The sequence below is a fragment of the Frigoribacterium sp. SL97 genome (assembly GCF_026625765.1).
Lineage (GTDB): Bacteria > Actinomycetota > Actinomycetes > Actinomycetales > Microbacteriaceae > Frigoribacterium.
This window is the reverse complement of the sequence record NZ_CP113062.1, coordinates 2,111,619-2,130,578: the sequence shown is the minus strand read 5'-3', so window position 1 is coordinate 2,130,578 and position 18,960 is coordinate 2,111,619. Positions and strand designations below refer to the sequence as shown.

Annotated in this window: 21 protein-coding genes; 19 read left to right on the top strand and 2 right to left on the bottom strand. The window is 68.2% G+C overall.

Annotated elements, in window-relative coordinates:
- Positions 1 to 27: 27 nt before the first annotated feature.
- From OVA02_RS10135 to OVA02_RS10050, 18 genes are all read left to right on the top strand, one after another.
- Positions 28 to 495, top strand: a complete 468-nt coding sequence (locus tag OVA02_RS10135) for a hypothetical protein (protein ID WP_267658136.1) — start codon at positions 28 to 30, stop codon at positions 493 to 495.
- 22 nt (positions 496 to 517) lie between these two features.
- Positions 518 to 2,830 carry an ATP-dependent DNA helicase gene (locus tag OVA02_RS10130; protein ID WP_267658135.1) on the top strand — a complete coding sequence of 771 codons (2,313 nt, stop codon included), beginning with the start codon at positions 518 to 520 and terminating at the stop codon, positions 2,828 to 2,830.
- A gap of 18 nt (positions 2,831 to 2,848) precedes the next feature.
- A complete protein-coding gene (locus OVA02_RS10125; protein WP_267658134.1) occupies positions 2,849 to 3,463 on the top strand; it encodes a hypothetical protein in 615 nt (204 codons plus the stop codon).
- 17 nt (positions 3,464 to 3,480) lie between these two features.
- A complete protein-coding gene (locus OVA02_RS10120; protein ID WP_267658131.1) occupies positions 3,481 to 4,788 on the top strand; it encodes a hypothetical protein in 1,308 nt (435 codons plus the stop codon).
- 27 nt (positions 4,789 to 4,815) lie between these two features.
- On the top strand, positions 4,816 to 5,340 hold the full coding sequence (locus OVA02_RS10115) for a hypothetical protein (protein ID WP_267658130.1): 525 nt from the start codon (positions 4,816 to 4,818) through the stop codon (positions 5,338 to 5,340).
- On the top strand, positions 5,340 to 6,476 hold the full coding sequence (locus tag OVA02_RS10110; RefSeq protein WP_267658129.1) for a hypothetical protein: 1,137 nt from the start codon (positions 5,340 to 5,342) through the stop codon (positions 6,474 to 6,476). The genes OVA02_RS10115 and OVA02_RS10110 overlap by 1 nt, the downstream gene beginning before the upstream one ends.
- A gap of 19 nt (positions 6,477 to 6,495) precedes the next feature.
- Positions 6,496 to 6,717: a hypothetical protein gene (locus tag OVA02_RS10105; protein WP_267658128.1), complete on the top strand. Its 222-nt coding sequence runs from the start codon at positions 6,496 to 6,498 to the stop codon at positions 6,715 to 6,717.
- Between the two features lie 282 nt (positions 6,718 to 6,999).
- Positions 7,000 to 7,596 (top strand): hypothetical protein, encoded by a 597-nt coding sequence (locus tag OVA02_RS10100; RefSeq protein WP_267658127.1) that lies wholly within the window; start codon positions 7,000 to 7,002, stop codon positions 7,594 to 7,596.
- A gap of 50 nt (positions 7,597 to 7,646) precedes the next feature.
- Positions 7,647 to 8,453 carry a metal-dependent hydrolase gene (locus tag OVA02_RS10095; RefSeq protein ID WP_267658126.1) on the top strand — a complete coding sequence of 269 codons (807 nt, stop codon included), beginning with the start codon at positions 7,647 to 7,649 and terminating at the stop codon, positions 8,451 to 8,453.
- A 61-nt stretch (positions 8,454 to 8,514) separates the two neighbouring features.
- On the top strand, positions 8,515 to 9,213 hold the full coding sequence (locus OVA02_RS10090; protein ID WP_267658124.1) for a hypothetical protein: 699 nt from the start codon (positions 8,515 to 8,517) through the stop codon (positions 9,211 to 9,213).
- Positions 9,210 to 9,602 (top strand): hypothetical protein, encoded by a 393-nt coding sequence (locus tag OVA02_RS10085; protein WP_267658123.1) that lies wholly within the window; start codon positions 9,210 to 9,212, stop codon positions 9,600 to 9,602. Before OVA02_RS10090 ends, OVA02_RS10085 begins: the two co-directional genes overlap by 4 nt.
- Positions 9,603 to 9,612: 10 nt before the next feature.
- A complete protein-coding gene (locus OVA02_RS10080; protein ID WP_267658121.1) occupies positions 9,613 to 10,635 on the top strand; it encodes a hypothetical protein in 1,023 nt (340 codons plus the stop codon).
- Between the two features lie 2 nt (positions 10,636 to 10,637).
- Complete coding sequence (locus OVA02_RS10075; protein ID WP_267658120.1) at positions 10,638 to 13,142, top strand: hypothetical protein; 2,505 nt, start codon at positions 10,638 to 10,640, stop codon at positions 13,140 to 13,142.
- Between the two features lie 128 nt (positions 13,143 to 13,270).
- On the top strand, positions 13,271 to 14,464 hold the full coding sequence (locus tag OVA02_RS10070) for a hypothetical protein (RefSeq protein WP_267658119.1): 1,194 nt from the start codon (positions 13,271 to 13,273) through the stop codon (positions 14,462 to 14,464).
- A gap of 239 nt (positions 14,465 to 14,703) precedes the next feature.
- Entirely contained in the window at positions 14,704 to 15,255 is a 552-nt protein-coding gene (locus OVA02_RS10065; RefSeq protein WP_267658118.1) for a hypothetical protein, read from the top strand.
- A complete protein-coding gene (locus OVA02_RS10060) occupies positions 15,252 to 15,845 on the top strand; it encodes an RES domain-containing protein (protein WP_267658117.1) in 594 nt (197 codons plus the stop codon). Before OVA02_RS10065 ends, OVA02_RS10060 begins: the two co-directional genes overlap by 4 nt.
- 437 nt (positions 15,846 to 16,282) lie before the next feature.
- A complete protein-coding gene (locus OVA02_RS10055) occupies positions 16,283 to 16,438 on the top strand; it encodes a hypothetical protein (RefSeq protein ID WP_267658116.1) in 156 nt (51 codons plus the stop codon).
- 5 nt (positions 16,439 to 16,443) lie between these two features.
- Positions 16,444 to 17,121 (top strand): DUF6766 family protein, encoded by a 678-nt coding sequence (locus OVA02_RS10050; RefSeq protein WP_267658115.1) that lies wholly within the window; start codon positions 16,444 to 16,446, stop codon positions 17,119 to 17,121.
- A gap of 97 nt (positions 17,122 to 17,218) precedes the next feature.
- On the opposite strand, the gene OVA02_RS10045 is transcribed toward OVA02_RS10050, so the two are convergent.
- Entirely contained in the window at positions 17,219 to 17,500 is a 282-nt protein-coding gene (locus tag OVA02_RS10045; protein ID WP_056047508.1) for a GlsB/YeaQ/YmgE family stress response membrane protein, read from the bottom strand.
- A 119-nt stretch (positions 17,501 to 17,619) separates the two neighbouring features.
- Here OVA02_RS10045 and OVA02_RS10040 point away from each other — a divergent pair, with 119 nt between their 5' ends.
- Entirely contained in the window at positions 17,620 to 18,288 is a 669-nt protein-coding gene (locus tag OVA02_RS10040; protein ID WP_043592622.1) for a DNA-binding response regulator, read from the top strand.
- Positions 18,289 to 18,321: 33 nt separating this feature from the next.
- Here the strand turns inward: OVA02_RS10040 and OVA02_RS10035 are convergent, their stop codons facing one another.
- Entirely contained in the window at positions 18,322 to 18,933 is a 612-nt protein-coding gene (locus OVA02_RS10035; protein ID WP_267658113.1) for a histidine phosphatase family protein, read from the bottom strand.
- Positions 18,934 to 18,960 lie beyond the last annotated feature (27 nt).

Sequence of the window (18,960 nt, the reverse complement as noted above, 5' to 3'; positions counted from 1 at the left end):
GTGGCCTAGCGGAGCATCAGGAGCCCCATGTCGTCACTCACCGAGCACCACCCCGCCGAGCCGCTCGACTCCGATGAGGTACCGGTCGACGAAGCGAAGGGTGCGGAGACCGGTTCGGCTCCCGTCCCGGCCGACGAGCCGGTCTCCACGTCAGCTGACGCTCTCGCAGCACCCCTCGGAGTGGATCAGCCGCAGCCGGCGACGAAGGCCGGCTGGAACGAGTGGGCTCTCACCTCGTTCGTCGCCGCCTTCGCGTCGCCCCTCACCGTGCTGCTCAGCGGAGTGCCTGGGTTCGTCTTCCTCTCGGTCCTGTTCGTCCTCCTGGGCGTCGTCGCCGGTCACCTGAGCCTCCGCGCCGCCGCGCGGGAGCCGCAGCTTCGAGGCCGAGGGCTCGGCATCGTCGGGCTCGCTTTGTCCTACGCGCAGCTCCTGCCCCTGATCGGGCTGCTCATCCTGGCCGCCGCGTTCGTCGGGCTCGTGGCCCTGACCATCTGACCCTGCCGCGCATGGCCTCGTCATGACCTCCTCCATGCCGATCGAAGACCGCGCCGAGAAGGTGCTCGAGCGAGCAGTCATCCTCGGAGTCGGGTCGCCCGACGCACGCCCTCGACCCGGCCAACTGGCTGCCACCCGTGACGTCGCGACCATCCAGACGAAGATCGGAGACGGCCCCAGCGGCCGCGGGCACCTCGCCGGACAGGCCGGAGTCGGCATCGGCAAGAGCTACGTCGGACTCACCAACGCGGGCCTTCGCGCGTCGCTGTATGGCGAGAGGACGCTGTTCTCCACGAAGTCGCTTCCCCTGCAGGCGCAAATCGTCGACAAGGACGCCCCGGTGGTGTCACAGGCGGTCGCCGACGAGACGGGCAAGGGCTTCACCGCCGCCGTCCTCAAGGGTTGGGGCAACTACGTCTGCGGCAACCGGGCCTACGAGCTCGCCTCGGCGCTCATCGGCGAGGACGTCTTCGGCTTCCCCGGCCAGTCGACCATCAAGCCGCTCATGGCCCGCGTTCGGAAGCTCCCCGACGACGGCACCATCAAAATCGAGGGCGGCACAGTCGACCTCGCCGAGGTGAAGCCACTCGTTCTCTGGTCTCTGCAGCAGATGCTCAACGACGGCACCAGCGGTGACAAGGACACCTACGACGGCGAAGCCAGCGATGACGCATGGAAGGCCGTCTCCGTCTCGCCGGAGGAGTGCGTCGGGCTCGATGAGTGCCCGTTCGCGGAGTTCTGCAAGAGCGACCGGGCCCGCACCCGGGCGGCAGAAGCCGACGTCGTGGTGACGAACCACTCCATCCTCGCCGTGCAGGCCTCCATCGGCGTCCCCGTCATCCTCGGGAACGCGACCCTCGGCCGCTTCGATCACATCATCGTCGACGAGGCACACGAGCTGCCCAAGACCGTCCGCAGCCAGGGTGAGTGCTCGGTGTCCGGACGACGCATGTCGGGCCTGATCCGGCTCGTCCGCGCCGTGGCGAACGACAGCGACAGCCGGGTCTCCACGTGGATCGAGCAGGGCCACCAGATCGCCGAGCTCGTGGAGAACGAGCTGCACGGCATCTTCACGGAGCGCTCCTCCGGCGAGGTCGGTCGCCTCACCGACACCGACGACCCGCTCGCACGCACCGGTGAGGGTGTCATCGCCTGGGCCCGGGTCGCGTCACGCCTCATCAAGAAGCCCGTCCTCGACGCCCAGAAGAGCGGCCGCAACAACCTCGTGATGGCGGGACGCCGAGCCACCGGTGGCATCGACAGCCTGATCGCTGACGTGACCGCTGTGCGCAAGCACAAGAACGGGCAGGCCCGGTGGCTGCAAGCACCGCCCAAGGCCACCCCTGTCATCGGACGCCGGCGACCGATCAAGCCCTGGTACGCGGTCCAGGCCGCGCCAGTCGAGGTGGGCGGGCTGCTCCGCGGCAACCTGTGGACGCAGACGGTCGAAGACGAAGAGACGGGCGACGTCGTCGACATCAGCCCGTCGGTCACCTGCATGAGCGGCACGCTGCCCCCGGGCTTCGCCATGGACGCCGGCCTGAACGTCCGCCAGAACGTCGAGTACGAGCTGCCTTTCCAGGCCGCCTACGCCCAGTCCATGCTCTACATCCCCAGCGCGAAAGGGACGGACGACGTCCTCGACCTGACCGTCGAAGGCTTCGGTGGACGGCGCCGATTCAGCACCGACAAGCACGCCGACTGGGCGCTCAAGCAGATGTACGAGCTCGTCGACGCGAACGGCGGGCACGCTCTCGTGCTCGCCGCCAAGGGCGACACGGGCAAGAAGTACGCCCAGGCTCTCAGAGCCCACGCGGCCGGTCGCTGGAACGTGTACTCGCAGTGGGACGCCGGCGCACCTCGCCTCACTCTCGCGAAGTGGAAGGCTGACACGACGGGCGTCCTGGTGGGCACCCAAGGCCTCATGACCGGTGTCGACGCACCTGGCGAGACCTGCTCCCTCGTCATCCTCGACCGACCCCCGCGGGCAGCCGCGAACGCTGTCGATGACGCTCGCGTCGAGCTGATCGTCGAGCGCCTCGGCGGCGGCAAGGCGGCCGAATGGACCGCCCGACGCCTCGTTTACGTCGCGGACTCGATCGAGTTGATGGGTCAGGCTCGCGGGCGTCTCATTCGCGGCGAGAACGACCGCGGTGTCTTTGCCGTCCTCGAGCCGCGGATGCTCAAGAACCACGTCTTCACCTACGAGGAGACCGCGCGCCGCGACATGATGAAGACCGTCGATGTCTACGGACAGAAGACGTCGGAGCTGTCAGCTGTGACGGCGTTCATGCGGGACCGGCAGAAGCGACGCGACCTCGGCCTCGCGGCCTGAGCCGCACACTCACGGCGCATGACCTTCACCGAGCTGGACCACCCACGCGCCCCCAGCGGCGAGTTCACCACGAAGCAGCAGTCAGCGCCCGCCGTCAGCCTGACCGATGCCGCGCCGCTGCAACTGGATCGGAGCGCTCTTAGCCCGGCAGTGGCGCAGAAGCTCGACGACCACCTGCAGGATGTGGACCCGGCGACGGGTCGGACCTACGCCGAGACCTACGAGGCGCTCTCGGCCATCCACGTGCAGCAGGACATCGTCTTCGAGCGCCGCGGCGCCCCGCCGCGCCTCCTGTGGCAGCTGCACGACAGCCATGGCCAGACGACGACCGTGCCGCCCTTCGTCGCCCGAGCGGTGTCCGTCCCCGACCTCAGCGAGCCAGGCATCGCCATCAAGCACCGCCGCGACCGAGCAAGCGTCGCTTGGCAGAAGGCGGAGGACGAGTTCCAACGGCGCCGCGGACGGACGGATGGCGCCACGCTCAACGCGCTGCGCGCCAAGCGGGACATGAAGCACGAGGCCTACCTCGAACTGGCCGACGAGTACGCAGCTGTGCTCGACCTCGACGCTGCCGAGCCAACAGCGCCGTCGGTCGAAGTCACCACCCCAGCCGGCTGGCTGCACGGCGTCTAGCCGCACACGTAGGGCACATGACGATCACGGCAGCGCCCGCCACCTGGAACGAGCTTCACCACCCACGGATCGGTGACGGCACCTTCACCGACAAGCTGCAGGGGGCTCCCGAGCTCGAACTGGCGGCGTCCACCGAAGACGACTCCGACGACGGGTACGAGTACAACCCGACCTACCGCCTGCCCGACAACCTCGTCGAGCTCGCCGTCAAGAAGATCGACCGCGCCAACGAGCGGCTCGCCAAGGTCGGCATCGACGAGCGCTTCACGTACGACCTCACCGAGGTGATCGAGATGCGCAACGGGCGCCAGTACCTCTTCTCTGAGCTCAAGCTCAACAGGCCCAGCATCAGCTTCGGCGGATGGGCCTTCGCCGGCGCGCACGACTTCACCCCAGCAGGCAAGGTCCTGAACTTCTGGGCGAAGAGCAGCGCACCGGACGTGGTGGACAACCGCTGCGACCACTGCGGCGCCAACCGGGCACGAACCAGGGTCTACACCGTCGAGCACCCCGAGAAGGGCACCATGCAGGTCGGCCAGAGCTGCCTCAAGGCCTTCCTCGGCATCACCCCGGGCAACCTCTGGGCCCTGACCTCCGAGCTCGAGCTCGACGACCTCGCACGGGGCGGCTACGAGACGTACGGCAGCGCCAATCAGGCCTACGCCACCGAGGAGCTGCTCATCGCAGCGCTGGCCGCATCGGACGACGGGAAGAACTTCGTCACGGCCAGCGAAGGAGACTGGCAGCAGCCGCCGACCGCCGCGACGACGATCGCCGAGTTCGACAGGCTGCTCGCCGACGGCGAGACCCGAGCGCGCCGCGCCCTCGCTCGGAAAATCATCCGCTGGGCCAAGTCGGTCGACGACTCCGGAAGCGACTACGTCTCGAACCTCAAGGCTGTGCTGGCCGGATCGAAGGACACCCAGATCGTCCGCCGCAAGCACGTCGGCCTCGCAGTCAGCGCCATCTCCGCCTACCGGCGTGACCAGGAGAAGGCGGCGGTCAAGAAGGCGAGGGAGGAAACGAAGGCCGCCGAGAAGCGCGAGTACCTCGCGCCGGTGGGGGAGAAGGTCAAGGACCTCGTCGCCACGGTCGAAGTCGCCTACCACGACACCTCGTACTTCGGACCTCGGCCGAAGAACACCACGCTCCTCGTCCTCAGGACGAACGACGGCCACGTCCTCAAGTGGCAGTCGAGCAGCCAGCAGGACGTCAGCCCCGGCGACAAGGTGACCGTCACCACAGGCACGGTCAAGGCCCACCAGATGTACCGCGACACGTTCCAGACGGTCCTCACCCGAGCCAAGATCACCACCGACAGCTAGCCGGCCGGCGCCGCACACGTACGAGCCATGACCAACTTCAACGAGTCCGAGCATCCACGTGCAGCGGACGGTGCCTTCACCGAGAAACGCCAGTCCGAACCGCAGGTGTCACTGACCTCTCGTGAGGTCTTCGAGCAGAGGCTTCGAACGACGTCCACCGAGGCTGGGCTCGGGGGAGTCATGCCGCAGATCCTCGACGTCGTCCACGACCGCGAGAACGTCTCGCAGGAGGACCTCATGGATCTCGAGGCCGGCGACATCACCGCGCTCTACGACGACCACATCGCGCCAGCGATCGACGCGGCCGAGTTCGACCTCAGCAACCGGACGGCCACAGCCGAAGCATCGGACGTCCGCGCCCACCTGACTCGCGTCGCACGCGAGGCAGGTCTCGAGGTGATGGGCGAGGTGCTGTCGGTGCTGCGAGACCGAGAGACGGTGTCCGACTCTACCTTCGGCGCTCTGACGGCCGACGACATCACCGCTCTGTACGAGGAGCACATCTCAGCCGGCATCGACGATGCCGAGCGTGAACTGCAGGGGAGCAACTGATGTCTGGATTCAAGGAACACGAGCACCCTCGGGCAGCCGCCGGAACCTTCACCGACAAGCAGCAGGGCAAGCCCGAGCTGAGCCTCGCCAGGTCGACCTACGCCGACATGGAGCCCTCCGACATCGACGGCGAGCTCGTCGGCCACTACCAGGAACTCCACCGGTGGACATCGCAGGTCCACAACGCAGAGCAGCTCATCGAGAAGGTGACCGCCGAGGAGGACGAGTTCGCGCGCACAGGCGTCCGCAAGCACCGCTGGGCGGTCACACCCGAGCAGCAGATCGCCAGCGCGCAGAAGCGCATCGACGACGCACAGGCCCCCATCGAGGCGGCCCGCGCGCTCATCGCGCCGATCACCGCCGAGTTCAACAGCCGCGGGGGCTGGACGAGGTACTTCGTCACCACGGGCAGCGACCCGCACGTCCACAACACGCGATCGTGCAGCACCTGCAGGCCGACGACCGAGTTCGGTTGGCTCACAGACCAGTCAGGCATGAGCGAAGACGAGCTCGTGGAGCTCGCCGGCGACGAGGCCTGCACCGTCTGCATGCCCTCCGCACCAGTCGTCGACAAGCGCGCCCCGCGCGCCAGCCGCCTCGAGACTCCCGCAGCGCGCGAGGCGCGCGTCGAGCGTGAGCAGGCTGCGGCCGAACGCGCCGCCAAGAAGGCAGCGGCCGGCATCACAAGCGCCGAGGGGGAAGACCTCGGCGGCACCTGGGGCTCCGTGTTCAAGACCGAGCGCGCAGCAGAAGTCGCAGCCGTCGGCGGCCTCTTCGACATGGCCTGGTACGGGAACCACCCCGACGAGGAGTCCTGGGCAATCCAGGCCGCAAACGTGGAGGACGCCATCTCCCACAAGCGGGGCATCACCGTCGACGACCTCCGAGCCACCTGGCGGAAGAAGCTCATCGCCAAGGGCAAGCGCGACGGGGGACTCGATCGACTCCGGGCCCAAGAGGAGCGCATCTTCCGCGTCGTCGACGAGGTCAAGAAGGAGCGCACGGCCGTCGCAGAGCGGTGGGAAGAGCTCGCCTCGAAGAGCCACCTGACCCCGGACGAAGAAGGCGAGCTCGCCACGACCGACCGGCGTCTGCGCACCCTGAGGAGCCAGCGGAGCGGCCGCAATGACCGCTGATGCCGCGCATGGGACCTCCATGAGCAACGCCGCGCCCGCCCACTCCGACCTGCAGAAGCCCGAGTTCCGGATGGACCCGTCCACGAACGAGTTCGTCCTCGTCGAAGACCCCCGGTTCTCGAAGGACAGCACGGACGTCGATGAGGGAATCCGAGACGGCAAGCGAACCGGGCGCGAGCGCGTCCGTGACGTCCTCGACGCTGTGATGGACGGCGTCGTCGACTTCCTCGTGACCCGGTAAGCGCACCTCACCGGCTCCACACCAAGCACGACGACGACGACGAGGAGACAGCAGTTCGGCTCACGCCGCACACGTAGCAGCCATGCCACCTCGACGAGATGCCCGCGGCCGAGCACCCACGCTCGGCCGCTTCGTCGACCCAACTTCTGACCACCGAGAACTCAACAGCGCAGCCGGTTCCAGCGCGGGCCCGGCAGCGGAGGAGGTGTGACCCGAGCGCTCTAACCAAACCTCGGGGCTGACGGTGTTCCCGCGCCAGGCCCCACGCACAGAGAGAGCACCATGGCGTTCCAGGAAATGGATCACCCACGCACCACTGCCGGCCTCTTCACCACCAAGATGCAGCACGGCCCGGAAGTTGAACTCAGTCCGATGGGAGGCCTCGGCAGCACCGACGTTCGAGACTTCGTCGCGGCCGCCGAAGTCAGGAGCGTGACGCCCATCACGCAGGACGACCTGTTCGAAGCTCTCGACAACGAGGAGCCCGAGAAGCACGGTCGCGTCCGACGGGTTCGCCTGGCGAGGGGGCTCATGAGCTTCGACGACCTCGAGGTGTACGGCCCGTACGACGGCACGCCGATCCTCATCGAGGTCAGCCCCAGCGTCGACAACGGCCACCTCAAGGTCATGCAGGGCCGAGCGGTCATCCGCGTTGACGCAGGCCACCCGTTCGACGTCACCGTCAGCGGCGAGTCGGATGCGACCGTCATCGTCGCCGCGAACCGCTCCTCCATGGTCAACGCTCGGGACTCCTCCACGGTTCTCGTCATCGCCGAGACCGACGCTCGAGGAGCCCTAAGGGTCATGGGCGAGGAAGCAACCGGAACCGTCGTCGGCGACACCGGTCGCTACTTCCTGGTCCCGCACAGCCCCACGTAGGCCAGCCCCGCCGCATGTCTCCTGCCTGACTTTGAAAGGCAGGACCACGCATGATGGGTGGGCACCACGCGGCCACGGGCGCCGCAGCATGGATCGCGGTCACCGCGACCGCTGGCCACGGCATGGGCCTCTACCCGGTGACCCCGGTAGGGACCATCGCCGGAGCTCTCCTCTGCGCCGGCGCTGCTCTTGCCGCCGACGCCGACCACAGTTCCGCCACGATCGCGCACTCCGTCCCTGTGCTCGGGAAGGTCGTCACTCGGGGTATCGAGCAGGCCAGTGGCGGCCACCGACACGGCCTCCACTGCCTGCTCGCAGTCCTGTGCGCATGGCTTCTCGCCACGGGGCTCGGCTTCGTTGTCATCCAGCCCGACTGGTGGGGAGCGCCGATCAGCATCGGCACCGCGGTGATGAGCGCCGCGATCATGACCTTCGCCCTCAAGGCGCTCAAGCTCTCCCGCGGGTCGTGGGGTCTGGCCTGGCTCATGGGAACGGCCATCGCAGCCTTCATCACCCTGTTCGCCCCTGAGCAGCAGTCGTGGTTCGTCGTCTGCTTCACCCTCGGCTACGCCGTCCACCTCGCTGGCGACTTCCTCACGACAGGCGGCCTTCCTCTGCTCTGGCCGTGGGTGCCGAAGCCGCCAAGGGCCTGGGCAAAGATCCCCGTGCTCAAAAACGTGTGGCAGAAGAACGGCTACATGGCCATGCCCATCCTCGGCAACGCCGGCTCCTTCCGCGAGTGGCTGCTGCTCATCCCGATCAGCCTCTACGCCGCGTACGGCGTGATCCACGCAGCGCTCGCGCTCGTGGGCGTCGACCTCGGCTCAGTCATCGCGACGGTGTGGGCGACCCACTGATTCCGCCGCATGTCTCTTTCGTGACGATCCCCATCGATCCCGAAGAGACGAAGGCACCACCGTGAGCGACGCACCGCACCCCCATTTCGACGCCATCCCGGCCTTCGACATGCCCGCGCCGACTTCCGCGCCCACGGCAGCTCCTCTGCCGGCCACTTTCGCTGCGCCGCCGCAGGCCGCTGCCATCCCGGCGCCCGAGGCGGCGTTCGCCAGCATCCCGGCCCCGACCGCGGCTCCGGTGGCCGCCCCCGCGCCCGAGACTTCGGTGACGGCACTCGCTCCGGTTGCCGCCAAGGTCGACGAGCCGGCCGACACCGAGGAGAAGGCGACCCGTTCGCGCAGCGGCAAGCGCAACCCCGAGCGTGCAGCCATCCGCCGCGTCGCTGCGAAGCTCGAGCAGCTCCGGGTCGCTGAGCCCGCCCACCTCGAACTCCTGAGCACCGCCCTGGGCGTGGCGAACACGCCCGTCGAGCTCACCGTCGCAGTCATGGCGGGCAACCGGACGGCCCTGGCGGCGCTGAACGACACCGTCGCCCTCAGCCAGCCGATGGACCCCTACGACGGCATCATCAGCGCGACCGCACTCGGTCGCGCCCGCATCCGCGGTGTCTGGTCTGTGCTCAACGAGTTCGGCGCCGTGCAGGGGAATCTGCCCGCTTCCGACATCGCCGCCGGAGGCGCCATCGCCAAGGCCGCGGGCAACATCAGCCAGGACAACCTCGACGAGATCACCGCCGTTCTCGCGCTGGCGAAGAAGTGACCACCGAAGTCGCGCGCTGCCAAGCGTGGCGCTACGTCCCGCACCGCAAGCACCCCATCCCCGGCCGTCCAGGCACGTGCCGACGCTGCTGGCGCGCCTGCAACAAGATCGTCCCCTTCGACGCCAAGCGCTGCAGCGACTGCTACCAGGGGCTGCTCACCAACCCCTCGCCTGAGATCCGCCGCGCCCTCGCTCTCGAGGAAGGCGCCCTCGACGAGACGCTGCGCATCCTCAGCCAGGACCCGGACTACTCCGTAGCCCTCACGGCCCAGAACCTCGTGACCGAGCGCCGCGACCACCGCGAAGCAGCGCGCATCACGCCACGACCACTCATCCGATTCGACGGGACCCCAGGCACTCAGGCGCCCCTCCCGTGGGCCAACCGCTAGGAGCGCCGCCATGCCCAAGACCCGCACGAAGCGCAGCGCGCAGCCCGACATCTGGGCTGACGAGCACCTCGCCGAAGCACCGTCGCCGAAGTCGACGGCCGTCCGCCTGTCCGACAAGTGGCAGCGCGTCGTTCGCACCTACACGAAGGTGTCCGTCTTCTCGTTCCCCATCTTCGCCATCGTCGTGCTCAGCCTCTGGTCCGACGTCAACGCGCCCGTCCCTGTCGACACGCAGAAGGTGGCCAACCAGGTGGACTCGGCCGGCAAGACGGCGGCCATCCTCGCCATGAACGAGTGGCTCGACGCGAAGCCCGCACCGCTCGTCAACGGCCGAGTCGTCGCTTGGAACGGCTTCGACACCAAGCCGAAGCCGAAGATCGACAAGGCCCTCGAGCGCGACATCGTCAGCCCCGAGTACACCATCGAGGTCCACCACTTCACGCTCGTCGACGGATCCGGTTTCAGCTACACCTCCGAGGTCGCAGTCGCCGTCGACCAGGTGAACGGCACCTCCGCGCTCTCCACACCGTCGCTGTCGCCTGTCGCCCCGGCTGCCACTGGCTGGGACAGCTCGGGTACGTGGTTCGGCCTCAAGACCGAGCAGGCGTCCGAAGACGTGAACGTCGCCGTCAACCAGTGGGCCAAGGCCTTCACCTCGGGCGACCCCGCCGTGCTCCGCAGCACCGTCGGAGATGGTGACCCAGCGCACAGCTACATGCCCCTCACGGGTGTCTCCGGCGCCACCCCGACCATCCTCGCCGCGGCCTCCGTGCCCGTCATCGAGGACGGGGTCGTGTCGAAGAAGGCCGCCAAGCAGCTGATCGTCCAGGTGCGTGTCCAGCTCGAATGGGCAGCCACCGGCCCCGCCGTTCCGGGAGACCAGAACGGCGACTCGTCCATCACCTACGACCTCCTCATCGACAAGGCCGACACCGCCACCCCCGTCGTCGTCTCGTGGGGCGGCGCGGGCTCCGGCACGTCCCTCAAGGCCTACGACCAGGCCATCACCGACCGCGAACTCACGAAGGACTGACCATGGCGAAGCCCCCTCGCGTCGGCAACACTGCCGCCGGCGCCACCCCCGACTTCCCCACCATGGTGAAGAAGCGCTACACCGACGGCCGCATCGTCGGAATCGACAACAGCGTCTGGCTGTACCGCTCGGTGCCTCTCAGCCCCGTCAGCGAGGCCCGGACAGCACAGGACGCCGTCGCTGCCGGCGGTGCCATCCAGGGAGCCATCAACGAGCTCTCCCGGATGACGAAGCTCCGCAACAAGCAGCGCGCCCTGAACCAGAAGAGCTATCGCCAGGTGCACCTGCTGCTGTCGAACGTCCCGACGTACTTCAAGACGCCCATCGACAACCCCATCCGCGACTACCTCGACAGCGAGCACGTGGGTCTCACGACCTACAACCGCGTCCTCCTCTTCGGCGTCCGCCTCACCCCACAGCTGGGCGACGGAACGCTGCGGAGCGCATGGGAGTCCGCGGTGGAGTCGCTGGCCTCCGGCGGCACGCCGATGTCGGACTTCGACGCCGACTTCAAGGCCGTCGACACCATCCTGACGCGCGCCGGCCTCACAAAGCCGTCGAGCACCGACTTCCGCTACGCCAACGCCTGGTGGAACTACGGTGCCAACGCCGACGTGCCCTACACGTACCACGACGAGCACGTCCACTACTTCTCGAGCAGCGCCACCGCGCGCATCGCCGAAGAGATCGACATCAACGACTGCTCCGGCTGGCGCGACATGGACGGCACACACGCCATCACGTTCTCGGCCGTGGAGAGCTTCGAGCTGCCCTACGTCTCGGCCACCGAGGACGCTGGCCGGTGGGCATCCCGCCTCGTCGAGTCGGACGCCCTCGCCATCAGCATTCGCGGCCTGGTCGAGCCGCCCGTCGTCACGCGCGAGGTCATGCGCAAGCAGATCGTCAACTACCGAGCTGAGCTCACCGAGCGGCAGGAGAAGAACAAGCTCGACCGTGCCGAGCTCGACGAGAAGCTCGGTGAGCTCGACAACGTCGAGCGCGCCTACGCCGGCTCGAACGGCAACGCCCCGGCCACGCTCATCGAGACCTCAACGATCGTCGCTCTCCGCGGCATCGTCGAAGACGTCAACGACACCGGTGCATACCAGCTGCAGATGAGCGCCATGCAGAACCGTCAGCCGGGCGCCTGGGCCGAGATGATGGTCGCGTCTTCCATCCGAGCCAACCCGTACCTCGAGGACCTCCCGTCCTCGACGATCGCCTACTCCGGCCTGCCCAGCCTGTCCAACGTCGGAGACCGCACAGGCGCTCTGTTCGGCCTCACAGAGCGCGACCGTCAGCCGGTCTGGCTGAGCCCCGTCGCGGTCGCCGACGAGGACACCCCTCCCGTCTTCCTCGTCGCTGCCGGATCGGGCTCGGGCAAGACGATGCTGCTGCTGAACCTCGCCGACCAGCAGGCTCGCGTGGGCATCCCGAACGTCATCATCGACCCGAAGGTCGGCAGCGACCACTCGCCGTCAGTGCTCGCCTCCGGCGGGCAGGTCATCAGCCTCGACGACCTCACTTCTTCGGACGGCGCCCTGGACGCCCTCCGGTTCGCCGCTTCGCCGGCGGTCGGCGTCGACATGGCAGCCTCGGCCATCATCACGGTGAACCCGTGGGGCCCTGACGTGCACAAGTACGAGGTGCCCCTCTACACGGCCATCGGGCGCGGTGTCGAGCTGGGGGCGACCTGCACCGGCCAGGCGCTGCAGCTCGCCTACGAGGACGAGACGAACGAGAAGTACAAGGCCCAGCTCAAGGAGATGATCGACCCGCTGTTCCGCATCGCGGGGACGTCAGCGCTCTTCCGCTCGTTCTTCGGCATCAACCCGCAGAGCCGCGGCCTTCGCGTCGCCGATGGCACGACGCTCATCAAGGTCGGCGACTACCGCCTCGAGCTGCCCAGCCCCGACACCCCGCGTGAGGCGATGTCGTTCCCGCAGCGCATGGCCGTGGCCACGGTGAAGATGATGTTCACCGGCGCTGGGCTGGCGCTGACCGGCCGCGACGGCGTCATCCACCAGGACGAGGCCTGGGTCGTCACCGGCACCACGCCCGAAGAGGCAGAGCGCGCCGGACGACTGGCACGAAGCCAGCGCTTCCTGCCGATCTTCTACTCGCAGGACCTCACGGGCGCCATCGACTCGAAGCTCGTCAACCACGTCTCCCGCGTCGCGATCGGGCCGCTGGACGACGAGGTGCAGGCGCGCGCCGCGCTGACCATCGCGAAGCTCGAGGCAACGCCCGAGCGCCTCGGACGCATCACCGCTCGCAAGTCGATGGGCTCGACCGGCGAGGACGTGGCCCCGAACTGGAACTCTCTCCGCCCCCTCTACGAGCCAGGCACTCGCAACAACCTCCGAGGCACCGTCTTCATCACCTCGGACCTTGCCGGCCGCGCTGTGCCGGTCGAGGTGAAGCTCTCGCCGGGCTTCCTCAAGCGGGCTTCGACGAACCGCCTCGACCTCGATGCATGGAACCTCCAGACTTTGGCCGCCGAGTAGGCCAAGTCGAGCACTTCTCACCGTCAATTCCGTGGGAGGCAGGGGTCGTTTGTGTGAACCCACAAACGGCCCCTTTTGCGCGGTCCTAGAGGCCTGATTTTCCGGGGATCCCCGCGCATGACCTTGGGGTGAACCTCCAAAAAGCCTTCGATCCCGCCACTGCCGCTCGCGACATCCTCGACCGTCTCAACGACGGCGATCTGGACGAGCGCGAGGCCCGCCTGAAGCTCGCCGGCGTCATCGAAGCCTCGAACGTACCAGTGGCCGTGGCCCGAGAAGTGCAGGGCATCACCGACCGCCACCGCCGTGACCTGGCCTCATTGCTGAGCGAGATGATGCTCGGCCGCGTCACAGGCACAGGCGGGTTCAGCCAGAGCCTCGACCTCGAGCGCATCCGCGAAGGCGCCGACATCAACGCCTGGGCACGGCAGCTTCTCCGCTCGGCCGTCCCGTCCAAGATGCGCGACATCCGGCTCGTCGACAGCCACGAAGCCCTCGTCGACCCGACGAACGCAGCGTCTGCCGAGACGACATCCTTCTCGGGCATGGCCTACGCCCAGGCGTCAGTCAGCGGCGCCGACATCGCCATCGAAGACGGCCACTTCACCGAGCAGTTCAACAGCATGGCACCGGAGTCGCGGACATTGCGCCGGACCGGTCAGACGAAGCGGAACGCGCGCACCCTGCGCGAGGCCTACGCCATCACCGCTCCTCTCGTCATCCCCGAAGCGCCCGCGGACCGTTCATGGCTCATCAGCTACCTCGGAGCAGAGACTGACGCCGCCGGCGAGGCCCGCTTCACGCACATCATGGAGACCTACGCCTCCCTCAACGCCTGGGTCGCGGTCGTGTCAGGCCGAGGCAACCCCCGCGCCGACATCGACGACCGTCTTCTCGGACTCTGGGACGACTTCACCCTCGAACAAGCCGACGACCTCCTCGAGCTGCGCCCGGCCGTCGCCCACACGATCGCCCTTGCCGAGGCCATGCTCGCCCCCAAGCCCTCTCGCGACGTCGTCGCTCGCGCGATCAGCGCCACGAAGATGGCCGCCGCCGGACACGACTGGGACCTGCACGCCAAGGCCCTCATCAGCGCCTGGGTCGCCAACGAGTGCGCCGCGGTGTCGGAGTTCAACACCAAGACCGTCGTCGACTTCGAAGCGGCCGAGGCGGAGCGGGTGGCCCTCGCCGAGACGCTGCCAGCTCAGCTGGAGCAGACCGCAGCGTGGCACAACCAGCCCCTCGGCGCGAAGCAGGACGACGTCGACGCTTTCCTCCGCCGGCTGTTCACGAGCTTCGACCCGGAGAACTTCCCCGCCTGAGACAGGCCGCGGAAGGCGTAGCTACACGGAGTGGGTTGCGCAACACCTGCCGCCCCGCCGACGTGCCCCCGAAATGGGGCGGACCGGTTCGTGGATCTGGTCGAAAATGACGGTCCCTTCGACCAGAATGGGAGTACGGCAGCCCCGAACCGGGGAGTTCTGAGCGCTGGGTGGCGCCCCTCGGAATGAGCCGTGGTGCAGGGGAGCGCAACCAGCTCCCAGGGCGAGGAGGGCCGACCATGAACCAGATCAGCGACTACAAGAAAGAGCTCATCGACGCGATCGCTGAGCGACTCGATTCCGTCTTCGACAACCTCGAAGAGAGCGGCCGCGAACCGCGCAACCTCGGGGACATTGCCGTCCTTGCAGACCGCGTCGTGGCTGGCATCCCGAGGTCGTCACCCATCAACCTCGAGCTGGGTCCGTTCTACACGACCGCATCGCTGACGAGGTGGCTCGGCGTGACCCGGCAGTACGTTCACGAGCTCGTCCGGCAGCGTCGAATCCTGTCTCTCACGACGGCCGACCGACACAAGGTCTACCCGTCGTTCCAGTTCGGCGGCAAGGGAGCAGTCCTACCGCACATGCCCGAGCTCGTCGCCATCTTCGAGAACCAGCTCGAGCCAGCGACGCAGGCCATGTGGCTCGTCACCCCCAACGGTGACCTCGGGGGCGAGACTCCCGCGAAGTGGCTGCGCCACGGCCGCCCCAGCAAGGCCGTCATCGCGTCCGCGCGCAAGTACGTGTCGAAGGTCGACGGTGACGACCCGACGGTTGCGGCGTCGGCTTGAACAGCATCGACCTCGCATCCCTGCCGGTCCGCTACCTGCGGAAGGGCACCACGGTCTACCGATCGCACAGCGTCTCGGCCTCGCCCCTCACAACCGCGCAGCACCAGCGCGGCCCGTTCGACCTCGCCGCGCCGAGGATCACGACCTACCTCGCAACAGAAGCCGAAGCCGCCATCACGGAGCTTCTCGGCCCCATAGCCGGCCGGGCCCGCGCTGTGACCGAGGAGCAGGCCAGGCGCTTTGTCGTGACCAGCATGGTCATCCGCCGGCCCTTCAAGCTCGCGAGCGTGGACCACGCCAAGGCTCGGAAGGCTGGCCTAGACCTTCCTGAGCACAAGGGTCTCCCTGCCTTCGCCGTCACGAGAACGCTGGCAGCTCGGCTCGACGCCGCAGGCTTCGACGGCGTCTCCTACGCGTCATCCTTCGTTGACCACGAACGCGTCACGCTCATCGCCCTGTTCGACGCCCCGGCCAATGCGAAGCCTGCACTTGAGCTGACATCCGGCAAAATGCCGGGCATCAATGCAGCCCTCGAGGCCGGGTTTGATGTCGTCACGGCGCACACTCGGGCACACCTCGACCTCATCTGACTAACACATCCGCGATGCCTGAGTTGAGAGCCCCTCGGCGTTCCTGACTATGGCCCGCTGGGCCTGGATGCAAGTCTTGAGTCGTGTTGGTGTGGTGTTGGTGAAGGGCTGCGCGGCGCTGCTTTTACTTGCGCCGAACTGCACTCTAAATCCCGGAAAACCGGCAGTTTCGCGCAACTAGCAGCAAGAATGTAAGCCCCTAATCACGTTTACACCGTGGATGTCATCGGTTCGAGCCCGGTAGGGCCCACCTCACGAACGGTGGTCGGGCGACCACGGTTCTCCTCGGTCGCACGGCCCGTCGGGGCACGGACTCCGTGTCGGGCCGCGCCTGCGGGCGTCGTCGTCGGCGCGTGGCTGGCGACGGTCCGACAGCAGCACCCGGAGGAGAAAGCAAGCCCCTTGTCGCCGCGCAGTCGGTGACGTAGGACTGCCTCGTGGCGATTCCCGTCGAGGAGGGTGACCAGGTGAGCGATCAGCAGGACGACGACGCCGGATCGACGCGGGGGATGCGCGCCGTCTTCTGGCTGTGGATGAGCGTGATCGTCGCGGGACTCGTCGTGATGATCGCCGTCCCGTTGACGGCTCGGTGACGAGGATGCGTCGAGCCATCCGAGACCAGGGGCTCAGCACGGCCTTCCTCGTGATCTTCGTCGCCGCCCTCGTGGGCCAGTCGTTCGCCGGGTTCGCCGCCACCAACGAGGAACTCGCGGGGCACGGTCTTCCGCCCGTGGCCTACTGGGACTTCGTGTCGTCGTCGAGTTTCCTGGTGGACGTGGCCGAGAACTGGCAGTCCGAGTTCTTGCAGTTCTTCCTGTTCGTCGCCGCGACGATCTGGCTGGTGCAACGCGGGTCGCCCGAGTCGAAGCGACCGGGGGACGAGAGCGTCGGCAGCGACGAGGCACAATCGGTCGGAGACCACGCGCGGCCGGGGTCGCCCGCGTGGGCGCGCCGGGGCGGATGGGCATCCAGCGTGTACTCGAACTCGCTCCTAATGGTGATGGGCGCCCTCTTCGTGTCGTCCTGGCTCGCACAGTCCCTCGGCGGGACCGTGGTCGCGAACGAGGAGAACGCGGAACACGGCGCACCACCCGAGACCTGGCTCCAGTACGTCACGTCCCCGGATTTCTGGAACAGGACCCTGCAGAACTGGCAGTCGGAGTTCCTGGCGGTCGGAGCGATGATCGTGTTCTCGATCTTCCTCCGCCAGCGTGGCTCGAGTGAGTCCAAGCCCGTCGGGGCACCGCACACCACGAGCGCGGAGGAGCCCGCCTGAGCACGAGGTCGTCGTTCCGTCCTGCGGGCAGTGGATGCCGCCGGCAGGAGGATGCCCCCGGGGCGGCCGTCCGCGGCCGCCCCGACCGGGACCGGGGTCAGCGGCGAGCGGCGCCGCGGCGGCCCGAGACGGCGACCCAGACGACCAGCACGACGATCGCGCCGATGATCGAGCCGATGATGCCGGCGGGCTGGAAGAACCCGTCCGTGGGGTCGTGCTGGAACAGCAGGAAGCCGAGGAACCCTCCGACGAACGAACCGATGACGCCCAGCAGGATCGTCATGGCGATCGAGAGGCCCTGGCGACCCGGGACGACCGCGCGGGCGATGAACCCTGCGATGAGGCCGACGACGAGCAAGCTGATGATGAGACCGATCATGGTGTTCTCCTTCCGGGAGAGATGGGCGACCGGCACCGTCGGTGCCGTGGTGTCGCAGGACCCAGCAGACCACCCCTGGAGGTGTGGCGGCACACCCCTCGGGGTGGGATGGTGTCCTCATGCCCCTTGCTCCGACCCGGTCGATCACCGTCGCACTCGTCGACGACTACGACGTCGTGCTCGCCGGTCTCGCCCACATGTTCGACCGCTACCGCGACCGGGTCGTCGTCGCCGAGATCGACGCCACGACGTCCCTGTCCGACCGGGTCGACGTCGTCCTGTACGACTCGTTCGCCCAGCCCGAGTCCGACCACCACGAGCTCGCCGAGCTGGTCGCCAACCCGGCGGCCGGCAAGGTCGTCGTCTACACCTGGAACTTCCACCCCGAGCTCGTCGAGTCGGCTCTGGCGCAGGGCGTGCACGGGTACCTGTCGAAGACCCTCGGTGCCCGCGAGCTGGTCGAGGCGCTCGAGGCGGTCCACCGGGGCGAGCGCGTCGTCAGCGAGGTGCGGGGGCGGGCGCCGAGTGCACCGGGCCTCGACTGGCCCGGCCGCCGCGAGGGCATCACCGACCGCGAGTCCGAGATCCTGGCCCTCATCACCCAGGGGAAGAGCAACGCCGAGGTCGCGGCACTGACCTACCTCAGTCCGAACACGGTCAAGTCGTACATCCGGTCGGTCTACCGGCGCATCGGCGCGACGAGTCGGACGCAGGCGGTGCTGTGGGGCGTCCAGAACGGCTTCCGGCCGGACCACCACCGGATCGACCACTGGCTCGGCGGCCCCTAGGAGGCGCTGCGGCGCCGTCGACGGACGCGCGCGTCAGTGCGCCAGGGGTTCGCCGTCCCACGAGACGGCGACCCAGCCGGCCTCGGTCGAGCCCTCGAGGACGACCGACCCCGTGTTGCGGAGTCCGTGGGTGCGACTGAACGCGGCGTCGAGGTTGCGGGCGGTGTCGGCCGCCCAGACGCAGATCGCGGCTTCGTGCGAGACGAGCACCGCGGTCGAGTCGGCCGGTGTCGACGCCACGACCCGATCGACCGCCCCGCGGAACCGGGCCGTGAACTCGCTGCCGCTCTCACCACCGGGGATGCGCGCCTCCGGGTCGGTCCACCACTGCTGCATGGTGCCGGCGTACCGGGGCAGGGCCTCGGCGTAGGGCAGACCCTCCAGGTCGCCGGCGTCGATCTCGTGGGCACCATCGACCTCGTGGTGGGGGAGGCCGCGACCCTCGGCGACGATCGCGGCGGTCTCACCGGCCCGGCGCAGGCGCGAGGAGTGCACGGCGACGATCGCTTCGCCCGCCAGAGCCGTCCCGAGGTCGGCGGCCTGTTCGCGGCCGAGCGGGGACAGCGGCGGGCCCGGGGGGCGCGAGCCGATGGTGCGGGCGACGTTGTCGGCGGTCTCGCCGTGGCGGATCAGGAGGAGGCGCATCGTGGCTTTCGGTCGGGGCGGAGCGTC